General features: G+C 66.4%; 21 protein-coding genes. 7 read left to right on the plus strand and 14 right to left on the minus strand.

Going from position 1 to position 20,860, the window contains the following annotated elements; translation table 11 throughout:
- The first annotated feature begins 105 nt into the window (after window positions 1-105).
- From AVJ23_RS14690 to AVJ23_RS14715, 6 genes are read left to right on the plus strand one after another with little or no spacing between them, the layout of a single operon-like run.
- Complete coding sequence (locus AVJ23_RS14690; protein WP_240484664.1) at window positions 106-1,755, plus strand: aminoglycoside phosphotransferase family protein; 1,650 nt, start codon at window positions 106-108, stop codon at window positions 1,753-1,755.
- On the plus strand, window positions 1,748-2,629 hold the full coding sequence (locus AVJ23_RS14695) for a GAK system ATP-grasp enzyme (RefSeq protein ID WP_058862965.1): 882 nt from the start codon (window positions 1,748-1,750) through the stop codon (window positions 2,627-2,629). The genes AVJ23_RS14690 and AVJ23_RS14695 overlap by 8 nt, the downstream gene beginning before the upstream one ends.
- Entirely contained in the window at window positions 2,626-3,693 is a 1,068-nt protein-coding gene (locus tag AVJ23_RS14700; protein ID WP_058862966.1) for an HprK-related kinase B, read from the plus strand. The genes AVJ23_RS14695 and AVJ23_RS14700 overlap by 4 nt, the downstream gene beginning before the upstream one ends.
- Window positions 3,686-4,369: a histidine phosphatase family protein gene (locus tag AVJ23_RS14705; RefSeq protein ID WP_058862967.1), complete on the plus strand. Its 684-nt coding sequence runs from the start codon at window positions 3,686-3,688 to the stop codon at window positions 4,367-4,369. The genes AVJ23_RS14700 and AVJ23_RS14705 overlap by 8 nt, the downstream gene beginning before the upstream one ends.
- Window positions 4,370-4,396: 27 nt before the next feature.
- Window positions 4,397-5,701, plus strand: coding sequence for a metallophosphoesterase (locus AVJ23_RS14710; RefSeq protein WP_058862968.1), 1,305 nt, complete (start codon window positions 4,397-4,399; stop codon window positions 5,699-5,701).
- A 20-nt stretch (window positions 5,702-5,721) separates the two neighbouring features.
- Window positions 5,722-5,994, plus strand: coding sequence for an amphi-Trp domain-containing protein (locus tag AVJ23_RS14715; RefSeq protein ID WP_058862969.1), 273 nt, complete (start codon window positions 5,722-5,724; stop codon window positions 5,992-5,994).
- Window positions 5,995-6,116: 122 nt separating this feature from the next.
- On the opposite strand, the gene AVJ23_RS14720 is transcribed toward AVJ23_RS14715, so the two are convergent.
- Genes AVJ23_RS14720 through AVJ23_RS14750 form a run of 7 tightly spaced genes read right to left on the minus strand, consistent with a single transcriptional unit; the run spans window position 6,117 to window position 13,866 of the window.
- Window positions 6,117-6,902 carry an inositol monophosphatase family protein gene (locus AVJ23_RS14720; RefSeq protein ID WP_058862970.1) on the minus strand — a complete coding sequence of 262 codons (786 nt, stop codon included), beginning with the start codon at window positions 6,900-6,902 and terminating at the stop codon, window positions 6,117-6,119.
- Window positions 6,899-7,903: a LacI family DNA-binding transcriptional regulator gene (locus AVJ23_RS14725; RefSeq protein ID WP_084794612.1), complete on the minus strand. Its 1,005-nt coding sequence runs from the start codon at window positions 7,901-7,903 to the stop codon at window positions 6,899-6,901. Before AVJ23_RS14725 ends, AVJ23_RS14720 begins: the two co-directional genes overlap by 4 nt.
- The gene (locus AVJ23_RS14730) at window positions 7,896-9,326 is read right to left on the minus strand and encodes a glycerophosphodiester phosphodiesterase (protein ID WP_058862972.1); all 1,431 of its coding nucleotides are present in this window, start codon (window positions 9,324-9,326) and stop codon (window positions 7,896-7,898) included. Before AVJ23_RS14730 ends, AVJ23_RS14725 begins: the two co-directional genes overlap by 8 nt.
- The gene (locus AVJ23_RS14735; protein WP_058862973.1) at window positions 9,323-10,327 is read right to left on the minus strand and encodes an ABC transporter ATP-binding protein; all 1,005 of its coding nucleotides are present in this window, start codon (window positions 10,325-10,327) and stop codon (window positions 9,323-9,325) included. Before AVJ23_RS14735 ends, AVJ23_RS14730 begins: the two co-directional genes overlap by 4 nt.
- Complete coding sequence (locus AVJ23_RS14740; RefSeq protein ID WP_058862974.1) at window positions 10,327-11,154, minus strand: carbohydrate ABC transporter permease; 828 nt, start codon at window positions 11,152-11,154, stop codon at window positions 10,327-10,329. The genes AVJ23_RS14735 and AVJ23_RS14740 overlap by 1 nt, the downstream gene beginning before the upstream one ends.
- A 4-nt stretch (window positions 11,155-11,158) precedes the next feature.
- Window positions 11,159-12,460, minus strand: coding sequence for a carbohydrate ABC transporter permease (locus AVJ23_RS14745; protein WP_058862975.1), 1,302 nt, complete (start codon window positions 12,458-12,460; stop codon window positions 11,159-11,161).
- 59 nt (window positions 12,461-12,519) lie between these two features.
- Window positions 12,520-13,866 carry an ABC transporter substrate-binding protein gene (locus AVJ23_RS14750; RefSeq protein ID WP_058862976.1) on the minus strand — a complete coding sequence of 449 codons (1,347 nt, stop codon included), beginning with the start codon at window positions 13,864-13,866 and terminating at the stop codon, window positions 12,520-12,522.
- 568 nt (window positions 13,867-14,434) lie between these two features.
- On the opposite strand from AVJ23_RS14750, the gene AVJ23_RS23095 reads away from it, so the two are divergent.
- Window positions 14,435-14,917 (plus strand): GntR family transcriptional regulator, encoded by a 483-nt coding sequence (locus AVJ23_RS23095; protein WP_169795945.1) that lies wholly within the window; start codon window positions 14,435-14,437, stop codon window positions 14,915-14,917.
- Here AVJ23_RS23095 and dxs read toward each other — a convergent pair.
- The 7 genes from dxs to pufQ all read right to left on the minus strand — a co-directional run bounded on the left by dxs (window position 14,895) and on the right by pufQ (window position 20,860).
- On the minus strand, window positions 14,895-16,814 hold the full coding sequence (gene dxs / locus AVJ23_RS14760; protein WP_058862978.1) for a 1-deoxy-D-xylulose-5-phosphate synthase: 1,920 nt from the start codon (window positions 16,812-16,814) through the stop codon (window positions 14,895-14,897). The two genes, AVJ23_RS23095 and dxs, sit on opposite strands and share 23 nt — an antisense overlap.
- A gap of 245 nt (window positions 16,815-17,059) precedes the next feature.
- Complete coding sequence (gene pufC / locus AVJ23_RS14765; protein ID WP_058862979.1) at window positions 17,060-18,214, minus strand: photosynthetic reaction center cytochrome PufC; 1,155 nt, start codon at window positions 18,212-18,214, stop codon at window positions 17,060-17,062.
- A 5-nt stretch (window positions 18,215-18,219) separates the two neighbouring features.
- Window positions 18,220-19,206: a photosynthetic reaction center subunit M gene (pufM, locus tag AVJ23_RS14770; RefSeq protein ID WP_058862980.1), complete on the minus strand. Its 987-nt coding sequence runs from the start codon at window positions 19,204-19,206 to the stop codon at window positions 18,220-18,222.
- Complete coding sequence (gene pufL, locus AVJ23_RS14775; RefSeq protein ID WP_058862981.1) at window positions 19,203-20,048, minus strand: photosynthetic reaction center subunit L; 846 nt, start codon at window positions 20,046-20,048, stop codon at window positions 19,203-19,205. Before pufL ends, pufM begins: the two co-directional genes overlap by 4 nt.
- Window positions 20,049-20,166: 118 nt before the next feature.
- Window positions 20,167-20,334 carry a light-harvesting antenna LH1, alpha subunit gene (gene pufA / locus AVJ23_RS14780; RefSeq protein ID WP_058862982.1) on the minus strand — a complete coding sequence of 56 codons (168 nt, stop codon included), beginning with the start codon at window positions 20,332-20,334 and terminating at the stop codon, window positions 20,167-20,169.
- A gap of 10 nt (window positions 20,335-20,344) precedes the next feature.
- Window positions 20,345-20,494 carry a light-harvesting antenna LH1, beta subunit gene (gene pufB, locus AVJ23_RS14785; RefSeq protein ID WP_058862983.1) on the minus strand — a complete coding sequence of 50 codons (150 nt, stop codon included), beginning with the start codon at window positions 20,492-20,494 and terminating at the stop codon, window positions 20,345-20,347.
- Between the two features lie 147 nt (window positions 20,495-20,641).
- Window positions 20,642-20,860, minus strand: coding sequence for a cytochrome PufQ (pufQ, locus tag AVJ23_RS14790; protein WP_058862984.1), 219 nt, complete (start codon window positions 20,858-20,860; stop codon window positions 20,642-20,644).

Below are 20,860 nucleotides of genomic sequence, written 5' to 3' on the forward strand. Positions count from 1 at the left end.
CCCTTTGCAACGGACGCGCGTTGGGCCATAGGACCGTTGGACACGCCGCTCCTCAATACGACAGCCGCGCGGCGCTGTCATCCGTGCCCGAGGAGCCATCACGACGTGCCCCGATCCGATGCCCGGCCCGACGCCATCACGGAGAACATGTCCTTCCTGCTCGCCGAGCTGGACGGTCAGCTGGCCCGCCTGGTCACCTATTTCGGCGCGCCGCAAAGTGCGGTGGCGGCGCAGCTGATCCAGCGCGCCGGGTATTCGAGCAACCTTGCCGGGCGGGTGCGCAAGGCCTGCCTTGCCGCGATGCTGCGCAAGAAATCCGACGAGGCGCGGCGCCTGCGCCTGCAGGGCATCGACACGGTGGCGCGCAACCTCGACCTTTTGTCACGGCTCGGGCGGCGGGCCGTGGACCAGGCCGAGAAGACCCGGAAGATCAAGCTGCTGCGCGCCGACACCTACGTGGCGCCGCTGACGCTGGTGCGCAAGACGGTCGCCTGCATCCAGGAGGCGCTTGACGGCCAGGACAGCCGGCTGGCGGTCCGGATCGGACAGGCGCGCGGCGAGATCGACACGTTCCACGACCGGCTGTTCCGCACCTACACCCGCGACATGGCCGAGACGAAGCACACCGAGGATCTCGCCTATGCGCTGCTTGCGCTGAACGAGGTCTCGCGCATGGGCGAGGCGCTGGAGGCGATCTCCGAGGCGCTTCTGTCGATCAATATCGGCCAGACCGTGCAGTTCGAGCGCTACTTCACCCTGCGCAGCGTGCTGGCCGGTGTCGCGGGCGACGAGGATGACGAGATCAGCCTGAAGCCGCTGGCCGAGACCCGCTCCGGCTCGGCCATCTCCAGCGTCGAGATGCGCGATCGCAAGGGGCGCTCGGTGGCGGCGGTCTTCAAGGATGGCGACAAGCGCAAGGTCAAGGAAGAGCGCGTCGGCGTGAAAAGCTGGAACTCGGTCTATCCCGGTCTCGCGCCGGAGATCCTGTCCTATGAAAAGAACGGCCAGTCCGCCGCGCTGCTGATCGAACATCTCGATGGCGAGACCTTCGAGGATATCGTTCTGGGGGGCAGCGACGCGGCGCTCGCCACTGCGCAGAAGGCGCTGCACAAGACCGTGCGCGATATCTGGCGGACGACGCTGACGGACGAGCCCGCGCAGATGGCCGCGATGGAGCAGCTGGCGAAGCGGATGAAGGATGTCATCCGGTTGCACCCCCGGCTGGTGCCCGGCGCGCAGACGATCAATGGCGTGCTACTGCCGGGCCTGCCCGCGCTGATCGACCGCGCCCAGGCCCGCGAAGCCGCGCTGCCCGCGCCCTTCTCGGTCTACATCCACGGCGATTTCAACCTCGACAACGTGATCTACGATCCGGTCGCCGCGAAGATCCGGTTCATCGACCTGCACCGCTCGCGCTACATGGATTACGTGCAGGACGTGTCGGTTTTCATGGTGTCCAATTACCGGTTGCAGGTGCTGGACGCCGCCACGCGCGCGCGCATTGCCGGGGTTGCCGTGGCCATGCACGAGATGGCCGAGAAATTTGCAAGGCGGCAGAAGGACGGCACCTATCACTATCGCCTCGCACTGGGGCTGGCCCGCAGCTTTGCCAGCTCGACCCGCTTCGTGGTCGATGCGGATCATGCGCGCCGGATGCTCCTGCGCGCACGGTATATCCTCGAAACCGCGCTGGCCGTGCCCGAGGGGCGCGAGGCGCGGTTCAAGCTTCCCGTGAAGGACCTGTTTCATGACTAGACGTATCGGGGTGATCGGCACCCCGGGAAAATGGTCGACCGAGACCCTTGCCGACGCTTTTGCCGACCGCACCGGATACCGCCAGGTGATCGACATGGGGCGGGCCATGCTCGACCTTGATCAGGGGCGGCTGCTCTGTGACGGTGTGGATCTGTGCCAGCTTGACGGGCTGGTGCTGAAAAAGGCGGCCGAAGAATACAGTGCTGATGCGCTCGACCGGCTGGAGATGCTGCGCGTGGCCGAGGCCGCCGGGGTGCGCGTCTTCTCGCCGGCCGAAGCCGTCATCCGGCTGATGGACCGCCTCGCCTGCACGGTGACCCTGCGCAACGCGGGCATCCCGATGCCCAGGACCGTCATCACCGAGGATGTGGGCGCGGCGCGCGAGGCGCTGGAGCGTTTCGGGGCAGCGGTGTTCAAGCCGCTCTTCTCCACCAAGGCGCGCGGCATGGTGCTGCTCGAGGCCGGGGCGCCGGACGCCGAGACGCAGATCGCCGCCTTCAAGGCCGCGAACCCGGTGATGTATGTCCAGCAGAAGGCCGACCTGTCGGGCGAGGATCTGGGCATGGTCTTCCTGGATGGCGACTATGTCTGCACCTATGCCCGCGTCAGCCAGACCGGCGCGTGGAACACGACGATTCATTCGGGGGGAAAATACGCGCCCTTCGACCCCTCGCCGGAGCTGATCGACCTGGGCCGCCGTGCGCAGGCGCCCTTCGGTCTGACCTTCACCACGGTGGACATCGCGCTGACACCCGACGGGCCCATCGTCTTCGAGGTGTCCGCCTTTGGCGGCTATTCCGGTGCGCAGAAGGGCTGCGGCATCGACGCGGCGGCGCTGGTGGCCAATCACGTTCTGACGCAGGTCTCGACATGACGCTGTCCGACATACTCGACCATCTTGACCTCTCGGCGGCCGGCGATGCGCCGTTCGGCCTGCGCGTGGGCCATGTGGCGCTGAGCATCCACGCGCCCGAGCCGCTGCGCAGCCGCCTGATCGCCTATTTTGGCGAGACGGTCGGTGCGCCGGAAGGCGGCGCACGGGTTCACCTGCTGGAAGGCCAGTGCCTGCCCGGGAACCTGTCCTGGACGGATTGGCAACGTGAAGGGGGCAAGAGCGGGCGCAAGGATGCGATTGTCGATCTCGACACTGCGCGGCTGATCCGCAAGGTCCGGAGCGGCGTGACCTTCGTGCAGGCGCCGGGCGTGGCCATTGCGCTGGGTCCGCTGGAAGCGAATGAGAGCACCGTCATCAACTTCATCAACACGCAGGTGTTGAACGCCTGCCTGCGCGCGGGCTGGCAGCTGGCCCATGCCGCGGCGGTGACGGACGGGGCGCGCACGCTTGCGATCTCGGGCCTGTCGGGCGGGGGCAAGTCCACCTCGATCCTGCGCATGATGGAGCTGCCCGGCACGCGGTTCCTGTCCAATGACCGGGTTCTGATCAAGGGCGACCCGGCCCGCGCGCTTGGCATCCCCAAGCATCCGCGCATCAACCCCGGCACGATCCTCGGCAATCCGCGCCTGCACGGAATGCTCTCCGAGACCCGCAAGGCGGAGCTGCGCGCCCTGCCGCCGGACGAGCTCTGGGCGCTGGAGGACAAGCACGACCTGATCATCCCCGAGATCTACGGCCCCGGCCGGATGCGCCTTGACGGGCCGTTGACCGATTTCTGGGTGCTGAACTGGTCGCATGACACCAAGCAGGCCACGCGCGTGACCCCGGTCACGCTGGCCGACCGGCCGGATCTTCTGAGCGCGATCATGAAAAGCCCCGGCCCGTTCTACCAACACCCTTCCGGTGCGTTCGAGCCGAACGGCAACACGCCGGATCCCGCGCCCTACCGTGCCGCGCTGTCTGACGTGACCGTGTGCGAGGTGTCTGGCCGGATCGACTTTGACGCCATCGCGAAGGCCGGCGCGGGGCTGTTTCATGACTGAGCGCTACCATGCCGTCTTCCGCCACGGGGCGTATCACCAACAGGCGGGCGTGCCCTCGGCCCGCCAGCCCTGGGCCCTGACCGATGCAGGTTTGCAGCAGGCGCGGGACGGGGCGCAGCTCCTGCACGACATGCTGCAGGACCATGGGCTGGCCCTGGCGCCGGTGATCCATAGCTCGCGCCAGCTTCGGGCGTGGCAGACGGCGCAAGCCCTTGCCGAGGGTCTGCGCGCCCTTGGCCACGAGATCGCCGAACTGCGCCAGACCTCTGCCCTGGCCGAGCGGGGGCTGGGCTCTGCCGCGAACCTGACCGTGGCGCAGATCGAGGAGGCGCTGGCCGCGGATCCGCGCCATGCGCCGCCGCCCGTTGGCTGGAAGTCCGACAGCGACTACTGCCTGCCCCTCGAAGGGGCCGAGAGCCTGATGATGGCCGGGGCGCGGGTCGCGACCCATCTGGAGCAGGCCGGCCAGCCGGGCAGCGTGACGATCCATGTCGGCCATGGCGCGTCCTTCCGCCATGCCTGCTACCACCTCGGGCTGCTGACCCGCGATCAGATCGCGCGGTTTTCCATGTTTCATGCCCGACCGTCACTGATCTGTCATGGAGCGGATGGTAGATGGCGCCACATGGCAGGTGCGTGGAAAATCAGGGAACCGCAATCCGACCCGAAGGATTGACCCTGCAAGCGTCATGGGGGAGCCGGCATGGACGATCTTGGAAACCTCACCGCGACGGATCCCGTGCTGCCCCCGATCCTCGACAGCGATGCCGGCACCGCGAACCTGCCCCGGGCGCTTGAGCCCTGGGCAGACGCCACCGCCCGTCCCGTGGCAGAGTGCCTGACGCGCGCCCGCAGCCATGGCGGCTGGCATTGGCCCGAGCGTCCGGTGGTCTTCGTCTCGGATCCCCATGCCGATGCCGAGGGCTTCCTGCGCTCGCTCATCGCCGCAGGGGCCATCCATCGTAACCACGGGCGGATCGCGCTCACCCCGTTCGGCCGCAAGGCGCGGATCGTGCTGGGCGGCGACACGCTGGACAAGGGGCCAAGCAACCTCGCGCTTCTGGATGCCATTGCCGAGGTGCTGAACACGGGGGCAGAGGTCACCATCCTGGCGGGCAATCATGACCTGCGCATGCGCCTGGCGATCGGGTCCGTCCGCGGGTCGCGCACGGCGCTCACCGAACATCTTTTCGTGCGCATGGGCCGCAAGATCTTGCCTGCCCTGCGCGAGGTCCTGCACCGTTTCGTCACGCCCGATCACATGGCCGCCCTGCCGTCGGAGGCCGCCTGCAAGGCCCGCCTCATGCCGGGCCCGGACTGGTCCGACCGCTTTGCCAGGGCCGCGCGCAAGGAGCTGCGTCCCGAGGTCATCGCCCGGGAAATCCGCAAGCTCGAGCAGAAGCACGCCAAGTTCGAGCGGGACCGCGCCCGCATCGGCCTGAGCCACCGCGAGCTTCTGGCCGCGCTGCTGAAATGCCACGACATCTTCCTCGAGGCGGGCGGGCATTACGCGTGGTTCTTCGACCGGATGCAGGTCGTGGCGCGGTCTGGCTCGCTGCTCTTTGTCCATGCGGGTCTGTGCGACGAGATGGCGGTGGCGCTGGTGCGCGACGGTGTCGATGCGGTGAACGCGGCCTATGCCCGTGCCGCCGAGAGTGCCGCGCCCGGGTTCTATTTCGGTCCGCTCGCCAACCTCGTGCGCACGAAATATCGCGCCTCCGACTGTGCCCTGACCGCAGCCGGTGTCGAGACCCTGAACCGGGCCGGGCTGCACATGGTGGTGCAGGGTCACGTGAACAATCACGCCGGTCAGCGCCTGCTGGCCAAGCAGGGTCTGCTGCATCTCGAGGCCGACATCACGCTGGACCGTGCCTCTCGCGCACTCGAAGGGCTGGACGGCATCGGGGCCGGCGCGACCTTGATCTTTCCCTCCGGGGATGTGATCGGTCTGAGCTGCGACCATCCGCGCGCCAAGCATTTCGCCCCCGAGCGTCTGGCCGCGCACTGACAGCTTGGCAAGGACCCCCGATGAGCAATGACAGGCGTTTTTCCCACGAGTCCCTGCAGGACGCCAAGACGATCAAGACATTGCTGACCGCGCTGTCGAAAGGGTTTGCCAAGGGCGAGATGACCCTTGGCGATGACGAGGAGGAGTTGGTGCTGCAGCCGGCAGAGCTGATGACCCTGCGGTTGAAGGGCGAGCGCGTCGACGGTCGCTGCAGCGTGAGCCTGCGCGTCAGCTGGGCCGACCCCGAAGCGCCACAGACAAGCCCGAACGGGAAGCCGCGCATCGGGAGTTGACCGTCAGGCGGCTGCTGCGGAGAGAGCTGGCACCCCAACGGGTCGGGTCTCTCACCATCACCCGGATGACCGTCAGATCCTCGACAGGACTAACCCGCGCGCGCGGGGGATGAGGGGCGCGGTCACGTGCGATCGTCGCCTGCGCGGAACGCCGTCCAATCGACGCGATCGACCCAGGCCGAGGCGCCCAGTGCGAGCACTTCGCTGCCCTCTCGCGCGAACCGCAAGAGATCGTCATGCATGCAGGTGCCGCCCGCTTCGGAGACGAGCAGCAGGCCCGCGGCGGCGTCCCACAGGTTGAGATGTCTTTCGTAATAGGCATCCGACCGGCCCGCCGCCACGTTCAGCAGTCCGATGCAGGCCGCACCGCTGCGCCGGTAATCGGCACCCTGCGACATGATCCATTTCAGCTGGTCGAGATGTCGCGCAAGGTCGGTCCGCGTCGAGTAGCCGAGTTGCACGATGGCGACGGGGTGGTCCAAGACGGCCGCCATCGGCACGCCCCCGAGAAATGCGCCACCGCCGCGCACCGCCTGTGCCAACAGCGCAAGATCCGGGCAGGCCGTCACCCCGTGGGTGATCTTGCCGCCCTCGACACGGGCGATGCTGACGCCCCAGTCGGGCAGGCCCTTGAGGTAATTGGTCGTCCCGTCGATGGGATCGACAACCCAGAACAGCTCGGATGCTGCGCCGCCCTCTTCCTCTCCGAGCACCGTCTCGCCGGGAAACGCGGCGGCGATGCGCTGGCGGATCAGGCTTTCGACCGTCCGGTCGGCCGCCGTGACGAAATCCATCTCGCCCTTTGCCGAGACGAAATCCGCCGGCGCATCCTTGCGCAACGCCTGCGCCAGCCGCCCGGCCTCCTCTGCCAGTTCGGCCGCGAAGTCCAGGATCCGATCCGGTGTCATGACGGCTCTCCCCTCGTGGTGGCGCGGTGGACCGGCGCGATCCGGATACGTCCTGTTTCGAAAGGCCGCGACGGATCGGCGATGCGTTTCAGGATCAGCTTGACGGCCTCGACGGCAGCGGCTTCCGAGGATTGGTGAATGGTCGACAGGCTGTTGGACAGCCAGCCGGCCTGCGGAATGTCGTCGAAGCCCAGCACCTGAACCTCGCCCGGGACCGAAACGCCATGCCGCAGGCGCAGCCCGTCAAGAAAGCCCAGGGCAATCAGATCCGTGGTGCAGAAAACCGAGTCGGCGCGGCTCTGCCGCAGGAAACTGTCGGCGGCGGCAAGCCCGGCCTCGTAGGTCTGGTTCTCGATCTCGATGATGTCGACCCCGCCCCGGCAACAGGCGGCGAAGGCCCGGGCCCGTCCCAGCACGGAATAGGTCCGATCCCGCGGTTGCAGCACGGCAAAGCGCTGCCCCCCGCGTTCGTGCAGCATGTCGAAGGCCATGCGCCCCGAGGCCTCGATGTCGATCAGCACCCTGTCGGCCCCTTCTAGGGTCGGGTCGCGGTTGATCAGCACGACCGGCACCTTGAGGCTGGCGCATTCCTCGATGATGCCGCTCGACGGCGTACCCGAGGTTATCATCATCCCCGAGACCGAATAGTTCAGCAGCCGCTCGACGAGGCCGGTATTGTCCTCGCCGCCCTCGGTCGTCAGCAGGATCGGGGTGAAGCCATGCGAGAGCAGCTCGCGTGATGCGGCCCGGACCTGTATCGCGCGGTAGGGCGTGTCGAGCCGCGAGGCCACGAGACCGACAAGCCCGGAAGTGCTGGACTGCAGGGAGCGGGCGAGGAAGTTCACCCGGTAGCCCAGTTCCCGCGCCGCCTCGATCACCTTCTTGCGCGTCTCCTCCGACATCCGCCCCTGACCGGAAAGCGCCCGGCTGACCTGGCTGCGGTGCACGCCGGCCCGTCTGGCGACGTCGAAAGACGTGGGCTTGCGGGGCGTGTCAGGCATGTGCGGGGAACTTTTCGGCCAGGAAGTCCCGGAAGAGAAAGGGGAAATGCAGGTTGACGATATCCGGTCGGTGGGTGGCGATCTGTTCGAAATGCGTGCGCTTGTTGCCCATGTAGGCGAGCATCGAGCGTAGCCCCAGGTCACGGCAGGTGGCAATCTGCGTCAGGTCGTCCTGCAGGGTGAACTCGATAATCTCGGGGTTGAACGCGCGGGCCGCCTCCAGCGAGGGCACGTCCTGCAGCCGCACCGACAGCCGCGCTTGGGGGCAGAGCGCGCGCAGCGCGTTCAACCGGTGCAGGTCGTAGGCCCAGAAGAAACAGCGCTCCAACATGCCGGCGGCGTTGATCGCGGCCAGCGTGGCTGCCGGGTCGGCATCCTTCAACTCGACATAGAGCTGCCCGCCGTAGCGTTTCGCAATGTCGAGGATCTCGGCGAATTCGGGGATCCTCTCGCCGGCAAAGAACGGGTCGAAATGACTGCCGGCATCGAGGGCGCGCAGATGCTCGAAATCGTACCATGTGGACGAGCCGCGCCCGTCGGTGCAGCGGCTCAACTCGTCATCGTGGAAGACATAGACACGGCCGTCGGCACTCGAACGCAGGTCCAGCTCGACATAATGGAAGCCCGCGGCAAAGGCGCAATGCGTCGACGGAAGCGTGTTCTCGGGCGCGAACTCGCAGGCCCCGCGATGGCAGGTGATCTCGACGGGCCATTCGGCGGGCGGCCGGAACGGATGGACAAGCTCGGGCCGGTCCGAGCAGATGCCGAGCACGGGCAGCTTGCACAGGACGGCCATCCGGTCCGGGTCCTCCTCGTGCCACAGCACCACCTTCTGACCCCGCTTCCGGCATTCGTCGAAGAACTCCGGCGTCAGCGCGTCCTGCGGGCGCTCCATGCGCTCCCAGCAGAGATGGATGATATCGGCCCCCTTGGCATATTCGAACGGCTCCGCACCAAGCGGAACGAGGACCGCGCGGGGATAGGGACATTGGGCGGCATCGAGCATCTCGGCAGAGGCCGGGTCGAACGCGCCGAGTATGGCCCGTTCGACACCATGCGCCCTGAGCGCCTTCATGACCGGGATCGTGGCCTCCCGATCCTTGATATCGGCGTAAATTCCCGCCCCCGTCTCGACGGCCAACGCCACGACCGACAGGAAGGGAACGGCGGGGACATTCTGGGCCCGCGCTTCGGTCGCGATCTGCTCGGCAGTCAGGTCGCGGAGCCTCTTGCCGTCCGGCAGGGCCGCGTCGTGATAGGTGATCAGCGTGCCGCAGGCGGCAGAGCGGATATCGACCTCCCAGAAATCGGCGCCAAGCCGCGCCGCCTTCTCGTAGGCGGCAAGGCTGCAATCGGCGGCATAGGCAGAGGCGCCGCGATGGGCGATGGAATACGGGCGGGAGGGGGTCAGCCAGTCGCTCACAGCCGTACCTCCTGGCGATCGAAACAGAGAAGTTCGGCAGCGTCATAGCCCCAGTCGACCGTCTGACCGGGCCGCAATCCCGAGCCGGCAGGCTGGACCGAGCGGATCATCCGGCCCGACGGCAGCGCTATGTCGAAGAGATCCTCGCGGCCCTGTGTCTCGACGAACCGCACCTCGCCCGTCAGGCCGGTGCCGAATTGCGGGCCCACATGCTCGGGGCGCAGACCGATCTCGGCGCAGGCCTTCGGGGCGCCGAAGCATGGCAGATCCTCCGGCGTGACGAAGGAGATCGGCGGATTGCCGAGAAAGCTCGCGACGAACTTGTCCATCGGGTCGCGATACATCCGGGTCGGCCCGTCGATCTGGACGATCCGGCCGTTGTTCATCAGCGCGATCCGGTCGCACATGGACATGGCCTCGACCTGGTCATGGGTGACAAGGATCGCCGTGAGCCCCGTTTCCTGCTGGATTCGGCGGATCTCGGAGCGCATCTCCAACCGCAGCTTGGCGTCGAGATTGGCCAGCGGCTCGTCCAGCAGAAGCACATCGGGGTTGCGCACCAGCGCACGCGCCAGCGCCACCCGCTGCTGCTGCCCGCCCGAAAGCTGCGCCGGACGCCGGTCCAGCAGCGTCTCGATATGGACGAGCTCGGCCATTTCGCCCACGCGGCGTCGGATCTGGTCCTTGTCGGCTTTCTGCACCTTCAGCGGGAAGGCGATATTGTCGAAGACCGACATGTGCGGATAGAGCGCGTAGTTCTGGAACACGACGCCAACATTGCGGCGTTGCGAGGGCAGTCCGGACACGTCGCGCTCGCCGAACATCAGCCGCCCCTCGTCGATCCGGTGGATGCCGCAGATCGCGAAGAGCGTGGTGGACTTGCCGCAGCCCGAGGGGCCGAGCAGCGCGATCATCTCGCCGCTGGCGACAGAGAGGTCCATGCCGCTGACAACAGGGGTGCCGTCGAAACGTTTCGTGAAACCGATCAGGTCGAGTTGCATCAGCCCTTTGAACCTCCGCCGTAGATGTTCATGAGTTTGTTCTGGAAGATCACGTAGATGACGACCACCGGCAGGGCGTAGAACAGGCCCACCGCCTTGAAGAGGTCGAAATCGGCCTTGGTGTCGTCGAGGATCAGCGCCTGCATGTAGGTCGCCAGCACCTGCGCATCGGAACCGGGCGCGAGGACAAGCGGCAGGATGAATTCGGACCAGCCGGAGAGAAAGGAGAAGATCAGGATCGCCATCAGCCCGGGCTGCACCTGCGGCAGGACCAGCTGCCACCAGACGCGCAGGCGCGAGGCGCCGTCCTGCACGCCGGCCATCTCGATCTCCCACGGGACCGTGTCGTAGAAGCCTTTCATGATCCAGATGCCGAAGGGAAGTTCCAGCGCCGTCTTGACGATGATGACGCCGATCAGCGTGTCATACAGGCCGAGGATCTGCAGGATCAGGAAGATCGCGATGATGAGCGTCACCGTCGGAAAGGCATGCAGCACGATCAGACCGGCAAGAAAGAACCCCCGGGCCGGGAAGTTGAGCCGCGAGAGCGCATAGCCGGCGGTCAGCGCGATGGCAGTGACGACCGTGGCCGTCGTGGTCGCGAAGATGAAGGTGTTGAGCGTCACCCGCCAGATGCCGGCGCGGCCGGTGTCCAGCTCCTCCCAGAGGAAGCGGAAATGCTCGAGCGTGAAGCCGCTGGGGATCAGCGAGCCGGGCTGTTTCAGCGTGAAGCTGTCGACGACCTGGAAGACCAGCATGATCAGCAGCGGCGTGGAGAAGATGCCGAGGACAAGCAGGATCGGCCAGTTCCGGTAATTGTGTCGCATTGGCTTATCCCTCGATCAGCGGCTTGCCGACAAGCTGGCGGAAGTTGAACAGGCGCAGGTAGAAGAGGCTCGCGAGGATGCCGATGATCACCAGCACCAGCGCAAAGGCCGCGCCCAGACCGTATTGCAGGTTGCCGCCGTAATTGTTCAGCGCGGTGTGATAGGCGGCCAGCGCCCAGACCTCGGTCGCGCGCCCCGGCCCTCCATCGGTGGCCAGCAGGATGTACTCGAACGAGGTCAGCAGCGAGAGCGTCTGGTAGGCAGTGGTGAACAGGATCGGCCAGCGCAGCTGCGGCAGGATGATGTAGCGCACCTGTTGCCAGCGGTTCGCCCCGTCCACCTCGGAGGCGTGCAGCATCGACGCCGGAATCGCCCGTATGGCCGAGGCAAAGAGGATCATCCCCATCGACGCGCCGACAAAGCCGTTGATGAGCACGATGGTCGTCCAGGCATGGGTGGGGCTGTCCAGCATCCAGTTCTTCGGGCTCATGCCGAACCAGCCGGTGACGGTGGACAGGAACCCGGTGTCCCAGGTGAACCATTTCCACATCAGCACGTAGAGCACGGGCGGCAGGATGCGCGGCAGGAACCAGATGGCACGAAAGGTCGCCGCCTGGGCGGCCGGAAGGTAGAAGGTCGAGATTGCGAGGAACAGCCCGAAGCCCACGTTGAAGCTCAGGGTGAAGGCGACGTAGATCGCAGTGTTGGCGGCATAGCGCCACGTGGATGGCAGGGTGAAGAGCAGCTCGACGTTCTCGGTCGTCCAGACCCAACCGGTATAGGCCTGCGCGGTGATCTGGTCGTGATCCCGCGGGGCGATGCCGCCCGCAGTGAGGGCGGCACGGAATTCGGCCTCGGTGCCAAAGCGTTCGTTCAGGACAGACCGTTTGAACAGTTCGGCCGCCGCCTTGCGGTCCCTCGTCTTGCGGATGCGGTTCTGACGCAGGTCCTTCAGCGCGCGCTCGACATCGCGGCGCGTGGCAAAGCTCTCGCCGCCATGCAGCCTTGCGAACTCGTCGGCGGTCTCCTGGTCGATCTGTGCCGCAAGTGCGGCGAGCCCCTTTTCGTCGACCGCGTAGCCGGCATCTTCGAGCTTTTCGAGTGTCGCGTCGGGCAGACCCGCATCGCCAAGCGCGCGCAGGGCGCTCTTGTTCAGCATGTAGTCGCCGCCCGTGATCCCGGTCGCCGTACTCATGTTGGTGAAGGCGAAGAACCCGGTCATGATGACAGGCGCAAGGAAGAACAGGGCGATGACGAGCAATGCGGGCGCGAGAAATCCGAGCCCGAGCCAGTTCATGCGTTTCATGAGCCGCCTCCGTTTGGCGAGAGGAAGGGGGCGGCGCACCGCCCCCTCTTGCGTCGATCTCAGCGAACGATCAGTTCGTCGCCCAGCTTGGCCTTCAACTCGGCCTCGACCTCGGCAACCGCGTCGGCCGGCGACTTGACGCCGGTCCAGGCCGCTTCGAGCCCCTTCCACATGGTCTCGGAGAAGGCACCGTACTGGACGTGGTTCGGCTGGGCATTGGCCGTGCCGAGCAGGCGCTCTGTGGCCTCGGACGCCCAGAGGTCATTTGCATAGAGCTCGATATTCGACTGCTGATGGGTGATGCCCAGATGGGCCGACTTGATCGCGTGCAGCGCGTTCATCCGCGGCTCCGAGGCGATCTTGACCAGCTGCGCGGCGATGTCTTCCAGATCATCCTCGGCCTGGTCGGTGATCAGGTACACCAGCGGATGGGTGATCGTGTTCGCGCGGCCGTCCGCGTTGCCGGCGGGGATCAGCGAGAACTCGATCGTGCCGAAAAAATCGTCATTGCCTTCCTTGCCGGTGTAGCGGGCAAAGTGCCAGGTGCCGCCATGCCAGAGCGCAGCCTTGCCGTTGGCGACCTCGTTGTACCACTGGCCCCAATCCGTGCCGATATGGTTCTTGCGGGTCACGCCGGCTTCGACGCAATCGACGAAGAACTGATACATCGCTTCCATCGCGGCCTTGTCCAGCACCAGCTTGCCGGTGTCGGGGTCCTGCAGCACGCCGCCGAAGGACTGGTAGAACTGGGCGTAGTCCGGGCCGTTCGAGACGCGCGGATAGAAGCCATAGCCTTCCTCGACCAGACCGGCATCCACGGCCTTCTTGGCATCCTCGAGCACGTTGGCCAGCGTGTATTCACCGGCGGCAACCTTTGCGGGCAGTTCGGCGATCTGCTGGTCGGTATAGCCGATGCCGCGCATGGTCTCTTTCCAGAAGAAGAACGGCCGGCTCTCGGCATCCTGCGGCAGCCCCCACTGAATGCCGTCGAAGGCGGCGATTTCCATCAGGTTGTCGTAGATGTCGTTCAGCGGCCAGGCGTCCATGTCGAGGTAATCCTCGACCGGAACGATCAGTCCGGCCTGCGACCAGGGCGCGATGTCCAGATGCGAGGTGACGACGATGTTCGGCGCCGTGCCGGCCTCGGCCGCCAGCGTCACGGCCTGCTTGAAATCGTCCCAGCCGCCGAAATCGCGTTTCTTCTCGACGGTGATGTTGAGCTCTTCGCCTTCGATGGCGCGCTCGCGCATCAGCATGTCGGCCGCCAGCTCGATGGCATCCATCCGGTAGCTGTCGGCCTCGTTCGAGCCGCCGGCCCAAACGGTGATGGTGACGTCTTCGGCCAGCGCGGCGGTGCCGGCACAGACCAGCGCGGTCGAGGCGAGGATGTTACGCAGAATGGTCATTGCAGTGTCCCGATCTGAGATAGGAATGAAAAAGGGCGTGAGCACACGTGTGCGCGCCTTGAATTAAGCGACGCCTGTAACAGGTCCTTGACAGCCAGATTGCCGATTTCTGACAAATTCGACCCCGCGCGCCGAAGGCCGCAAGGAAACGGCGCCGGAGATTTCTCGGTCGCGTGACGCCTGCAATCTGACGGGTCTCGATGGACGCGCGTCAAGGCCCAGGCCTGATCCGCCCCCACTGGCTGGCCCGGCCCAGATGCCGATGCACGCTTTGCCCGATCTGCCCCGGCACGCGGGACCATCGCAATCCGGGAGACCTCCCCGGTCATGGACGCCCTGCTTCATTTGTCGGACCAACGCCCGCAGGGCGGTATCGCTTCTTGAAGCGGAAGGTATCGGCTGCAACAGGAAGACGTCAGTCGAAGCGCTCGACGCGAAGCCGCGTAACCGTGGGTCACCCCATCTGCTTGTCAAACATCGAAAACACCCTGACAGAGCCGACCAAGGTGTTCCCAACCCGACGGATACTCCATATTCTTCGTCCCACGATTTGCCCGGACCCCAAGCCATGAATTCACCGCGACCTGCTTCCGTTCCCGAACAGCTCACCAAGCGTGAGGTGGCGGAAATCGCGATCCGTAACGCCATTGAAACAGGGCTTTACAAACCCGGTCGGATCATCAGCCAGCGGCAGATCGCCGAAGACCTCGGCCTAGGCGTCACACCGATCCGCGAGGCGGTGCTGGTCATGATGGGCAACGGCATCGTCGACCGCCACAAGCACCATTCGATCAAGGTCAGCGAGATCGACGAAAAGCGGCTGCGTGAGATCTTTGGGGTCCGCCGCATCCTCGAAGAGCAGGCGGTGCGGCTCGCTGCCGAAAAGGCAACGCCTGAGCTGATTGCCCGGCTGCGGCAGCTGAACCGGCGGTTGGAGGTGATGGAGGCCGCCGATGGTGCGGACGCGATTAACCCCATCGACCGCGACTTTCACACCGCGATTTTTAATGCCCGGGAAGCGCCCCCGTTCACGCCCGACCCGGCAGGCTGATGAGGCCGGCTTCGCGGTCCAGCAGGCGGCGGGCGGTGGTGCGGATGGTCTCGGCGGTCAGGCCGGCCTCTTCGTACATCTGGGCGGGGCTGGCCTGGTGGATGACGCGGTCGGGCAGCGTCATGGGGCGGATCTTCAGCCCGGCATCCAGCAGCCCGCCCCGCGCCAGCGCGTGCAGCACGACCGAGCCGAAGCCGCCCTCGGCCCCGGTCTCCAGCGTGATCAACCCCTCGTGGTGCCGCGCGAGCTGGGTCAGCAGGTCGCGGTCCAACGGCTTGGCAAAGCGCGCATCGGCCACGGTGACGCTGATCCCCTCGGCCTCGAGCATGGCGGCGGCCTCCTGCGCCTCGGCGAGCAGCGTGCCGTAGCTGAGCAGCGCGAGCGTGCTGCCCTCGCGCAGCACCCGGCCCCGTCCGATGGGCAGCGCCTCGCCCCGTTCCGGCAGGGCCACGCCGGTGCCCGCGCCGCGCGGGTAGCGGAAGGCGATCGGCCCGGCCTCATGCGCGGCGGCGGTGGCCACCATGTGCATCAGCTCGGCCTCGTCGGCCGCGGCCATCACGGTGAAGCCGGGCAGGTTCGACAGGTAGGCGATGTCATAGGCGCCGGCATGGGTGGCGCCGTCAGCGCCCACGAGCCCCGCGCGATCGATGGCGAAGCGCACCGGCAGGCCCTGCAGGGCCACGTCATGCACCACCTGGTCATAGCCGCGCTGCAGGAAGGTCGAATAGATCGCGCAGAAGGGCTTGAGCCCGGCGGCCGCCATGCCGGCGGCAAAGGTCACCCCGTGCTGCTCGGCGATGCCCACGTCGAAGACGCGGCCGGGAAATCTCTCGGCCATGATATGCACGCCGGTACCAGACGGCATGGCCGCGGTGACCGCGACGATGTCGGGATCGCGCGCGGCCTCCTCGGTCAGGGCCTTGCCGAAGACGCTGGTATAGCTGGGCGCGTTGGGCGTGCCCTTGGCCTGCGTGCCGGTGGCCACGTCAAACTTGGCCACGCCGTGATACTTGCAATCAGCCGTCTCGGCCGGGCGATAGCCCTTGCCCTTGACGGTGCAGCAATGGATCAGCACCGGCCCGATGGCGCGGGTGCGCGCGGCGCGCAGCACGGTCAGCAGCTGGCCCATGTCGTGGCCGTCGATCGGGCCCATGTAGTCGAAACCCAGCTCGTCGAACAGCGTGCCGGCCCCCTGCCCCGTCACCAGCTGCCGGGCGCGGCGTGCGCCGTCGCGCATGGGCGGCGGCATCATCGACTCGAAACCCTCGGCCAGCGATTTCATCTGCACCATGGGGCCGGTGGCATAGAGCCGCGACAGGTAGCTCGACATCGCGCCCACCGGCGGGGCGATGGACATCTCGTTGTCGTTCAGGATCACGAAGAGCCGCCGCCCCTCGTGGCCCGCATTGTTCAGCGCCTCGTAGGCCATGCCGGCGCTGATCGCGCCGTCCCCGATCACCGCGATCGCGTCACCGGTGGGCCGGCCCATGTCGCGCCCCACCGCGAACCCCAACGCCGCCGAGATCGAGGTCGAGCTGTGCGCCGCGCCGAACGGGTCATGCGCGCTCTCGTCGCGCTTGGTGAAGCCCGACAGCCCGTCCTTCTGGCGCAGGGTGCGGATGCGGTCGCGCCGCCCGGTCAGCACCTTGTGCGGGTAGCACTGGTGGCCCACGTCCCAGACCAGCTTGTCGAAAGGGGTGTTGAAGACCGCGTGGATCGCCACGCTCAGCTCGACCACGCCGAGCGACGAGCCGAGATGCCCGCCGGTCTGCGACACGGCCGAGATCACCTCCTGCCGCAATTCGCCCGCGAGCCGCGCCAGCGTTCGGTCATCCAGCGCACGCAAATCCGCGGGGCCGGCGATGCGGTCGAGCGTGGGCGTCAGGGGACGGGTCATGGCAGGGCTCCTTCAGACGCAGCGCGGCATGGCTGCACAGGGTGCCCGGGGGTCCGGCCCGTTCCGGGCAGAGGGTGGCGGCGGCGGCACCACGCGACACGAAGGGGTTTCGCGTGGTGCCTTGCTCCTGTCGCCAACAGGAAGGTTCGGGGGTGTCCCCCCCTGCTCCCGGCCCCCATGAGACTGCAAGGGCCGGAAGTCTCGGCGGCGGCGGGCCGGGATCGCGACGGATCCCGGCCCGACCGTCATTCGCTGGCCTCGGCCTCCTCGGCCTCGGCTTCGGGCTCGGGGTAGACCGGCGCCCCGGTCGTGGCCAGTTCGGGCCAGTCGCGGATCACGTTCAGCCCCTGCAGCGGCTGCTGATAGCCCTTGTGGCAGGTCTTGCAGGCCGCCTTGGGCGCGTCGGCATGGATCGGGCCCAGCCGCTCGGGCGGGTACTCGTCCTTCAGCGGCACGAGGTAGTCGTTGTTGATCTCCTGCACCATGCCGATGCCGAGGCTCTCGGTGCCCCATTGCGGCGTCACCTGCGCGCCGTCGTAGAAGGCGCGGCTGTTGTGGCAGAAGACGCAGTTCACGCCCAGCGAGTTGCTGACATAATTCATCAGCGCGAAGGTCCGCTCGGCATCCTGCCAGGTGGGCACGTCCGGGTCGGACGGGCTTTCGGCGACGCGGCTGTCGAGATTGTGCACCCCGATGATGCCGTAATCCAGCAGGTAGGTCTCGAGCGCGTCGGCCGGCAGCGAGGTGTATTGCGAGCGCAGCGTCGCCCGGTTCTGCACCGCGCCCCAGCCATCCATGGCCTGCACGACCGGCGTGATCTTGAACCAGATGTCCGAGGGCACGTTCTGGCCGCGGTGGCAGGTGAAACAGGTCACGCCGACCTGCTTGTTGGCGTTCACGTGCCCGTCCCAGCCCTCGTTGATGGCCTGGGTCATCTGGATCATGCGGCGCGCGACGATCTTGGTATAGAGATTGTCCTCGCCATAGGTCTCCAGCCCGCCCTCGCCGTGGCAATAGGCACAGCCCTGATCGGGCGCGACCCAGGTCGTCATGGCGGCCATCAGCCGGTTGAAGTTGGCATCCGTGAGATCGCCCAGCACCTGCACGTTCTCGTAGATGTCACCGGCCAGCTCCTCGCCCTCTTCGGGGATGTAGGGCGGGTTCTCGAACACCTCGTCCCGGTCGGGATCCGGCGTGGCGAGATCGGCCTTGAACTCGGGCACCGACATGCCGGTGCCGCGCGGGCCGGTCTGCAGGCTGTCCGTGGCGAAGGGCTGGCCGAAGCTGACCAGCATCGCCGCCACGAAGACCGCCGCCCCCACGGCCCCCACGAGCACCGCGGGGCCGTAGATATCGGTCGGATTCTTGCTGTTCCAGTCGTTGAACCACTTGGGAAGCATCGTCCTCACTCCTGACCGATGAAGGCTTCATAGGACCCGTAGGCCTCGTAGCCGTAGCTGCCGTCATACATGGGCGCGAAATTGTGCTCCTGTGCCCAGATGAACCAGTTGTCCACCACGGTGCCGGTCAGCAGGATCCCGATGCCGCCGGTGATCGGCGTGAGCACGGCGAACCACCAGGCCCAGCGGTGAATGCCCTCCATGGTGGCGTTGAACCCCATGGTCCAGCGCCAGAACAGGGCGGCGCGCTCGGTCGCCGTGCCACGGTCGACGATCTGTTCCAGCTCGCGGTCGCCGCCATAGCGGGTCACGGCCAGGATCGTCGCGCCATGCATGGCGAAGAGCAGGACCGAACCATAGAGGAACACGATCGAGAGGCAGTGGAACGGGTTGTAGTAGAGGTTGCCGTAGCGGATCGAGAAGGCCGTGGTCCAGTCGAGATGCGGGAAGATCCCGTAGGGCACCGCCTCGGACCACGATCCCATCAGCACCGGCCGGAACAGGCCCAGCACCAGGAACAGCCAGATGGCGCTGCCGAAGGCCCAGAAGACGTGCTTGCCCATCTTCTGCTCGGCCGCCAGCTGCCAGGACCGGTACCACCAGGCCATGACCGAAAACAGCAGGAAGAAGCTGGCGATGATGTACCAGCCGCCATCGTTCAGCGGCGGGATGGACAGGCCGTATTCGGGGCTGGGCGGCTCCAGCGCCAGCCAGAACAGCTGCCGCAGGAATTCCGGGATCGACCAGTCGACCTGCGCCAGCATGTTGAAGCCGATGATGTTCAGCCACACGATGCCCGACGCGATCGAGACGACGCCCGCCATGCCAAGGTTGATCGGACCCAGCTGCGCATTGCCGAACCAGCCCAGCAGGTTCGAGAACCCCGCCCCGGTCGAGCGCTCCTCCATCAGGGTGCCGTAATCGTCGGTCCCCATCTCGGCCGGTCCGCGGACCTGCACCTGGGTGAAGATGTTCTGATATTCGACGCTCATTGGCTCAACCCCGCCATCGGACCCCAGATCGGCAGCTCGAGCCACCAGTTCCACCATTCCGGCCAGCCCTTGGTCCAGACCGGGCCCGAGATGATGATGCAGACCGCGCTCCAGAAGCCGGCATTGATCGCCAGCAGGAAGCCCAGCCGGTGAATGCCCAGCGTGCCCACCGAGTAGCCGATGAAGTCACGGAAGAACGTGTCCTCGTGATCGGGCGTCTTCATGATCTCGCCCTTCTCGGGATTGGCCGCCGAGAGGATCAGCCCGCCATGCAGCGCCAGCGCCAGCGTGGTGGTGAAGAACAGCGTCACCGCCAGCATGTGGGCCGGGTTGTAATGGAAATGCAGGTAGGCGTAGCCGGTGTTCGACACCCAGTCGAGATGGCTGAAGATGCCGTAGGGAAAGCCGTGCCCCCAGGCGCCCATCAGCAGCGGCCGGAAGATGACCAGCGTGACATAGGCGAAGATCGCCACGCTGAAGGCGAAGGGCACGTGATAGCCCATGCCCAGCTTGCGGCAGATCTCGACCTCGCGCAGGGCCCAGCTGACGAAGCTGGCCGTGGCGCAGATGGTGATGAATTGCCACAACCCGCCCTCGTTGAGCGGCGCGATGGCCAGCCCGTAGCTCAGGTCTGGCGGTGCAATGTTGATCAGCCAGGGGTTGTAGGTGCCCTGCTGGGCGGCCCCCCAGAAGATCAGGATCGTGCCCAGAAGGGCGAAAAACGCCGTCGTGACCCCGAAGAAGCCCACGTAAAAGGGCCCCACCCAGAAGTCGAACAGATCGCCGCCGATCAGCGTCCCCCCGCGGACGCGATATTTCTTTTCGAAGCTGAGCAATGCCATCTTCTAATCTCCGCGTTTGGCGGCGCTCGATGCGAGGCCGTCTTCCTTCAATCGTCCGGTTCGCCGCGGGCGGGCGGGCCGCCCGCAGCAATTTCATTGGGCTGAAAAGCCGTCGTATTCACTCAGATGCGGCGGCGCGCGACGCAGCGGCATTCTCGAACCAGTTCACACCGTTCGACAGCACCACCAGGTGAATCATCACCGCCAGCAGGAAGAGGAAGACGCCCTGTGCGACAAACACACGGCGCGGATCGAATACGAGCCAGATCTTGTAGAACTTCGCCATATCCATTTCCTCAGAACCACGGAGCCCAGATGTAGGTCGCGAGATGGGCAACCACTGCGACCGCAACGAACAGCCAGAGGCCACTCATGTAGACGGAGTGCAGCTCCTGGGCTTGTTCGTCGGTCAGACCTGTGAACGACAGATCGGTATTTTCAGACATGCACTTTCCTCCGGAACGTCATGCTGACGCCGCACCCCCTGCGGCCGGGTTGGTGGGGGCTGCCCCCCCGCCGGTTCTGTCCACCCCTCGGGGGCGGCCAGGCTTGCGGCCCGCCGGGATCCGGCAGGCACATGGGAACGGCCCCTGTCAGGCCGTGAAAAGAAGCGGCGTGATCCGGTCGGCCTCGGCCCAGGCCCGGGCCAGCGGCCCGCGCATGTTGAGCGTCCGACGCTGCGCGATGTCGACGACCCAGCGGACCGTCGAGAAGGGCAGCGCGGCCAGGAAGATCAGCACGAAATAGGTGTGGAACTCGGCCCCGCGACGACGCGGTGCGCGGTGCGGAACGTCTGAAGTGAAATCGGCCAT

Source organism: Pseudoponticoccus marisrubri (assembly GCF_001482405.1).
Lineage (GTDB): Bacteria > Pseudomonadota > Alphaproteobacteria > Rhodobacterales > Rhodobacteraceae > Pseudoponticoccus > Pseudoponticoccus marisrubri.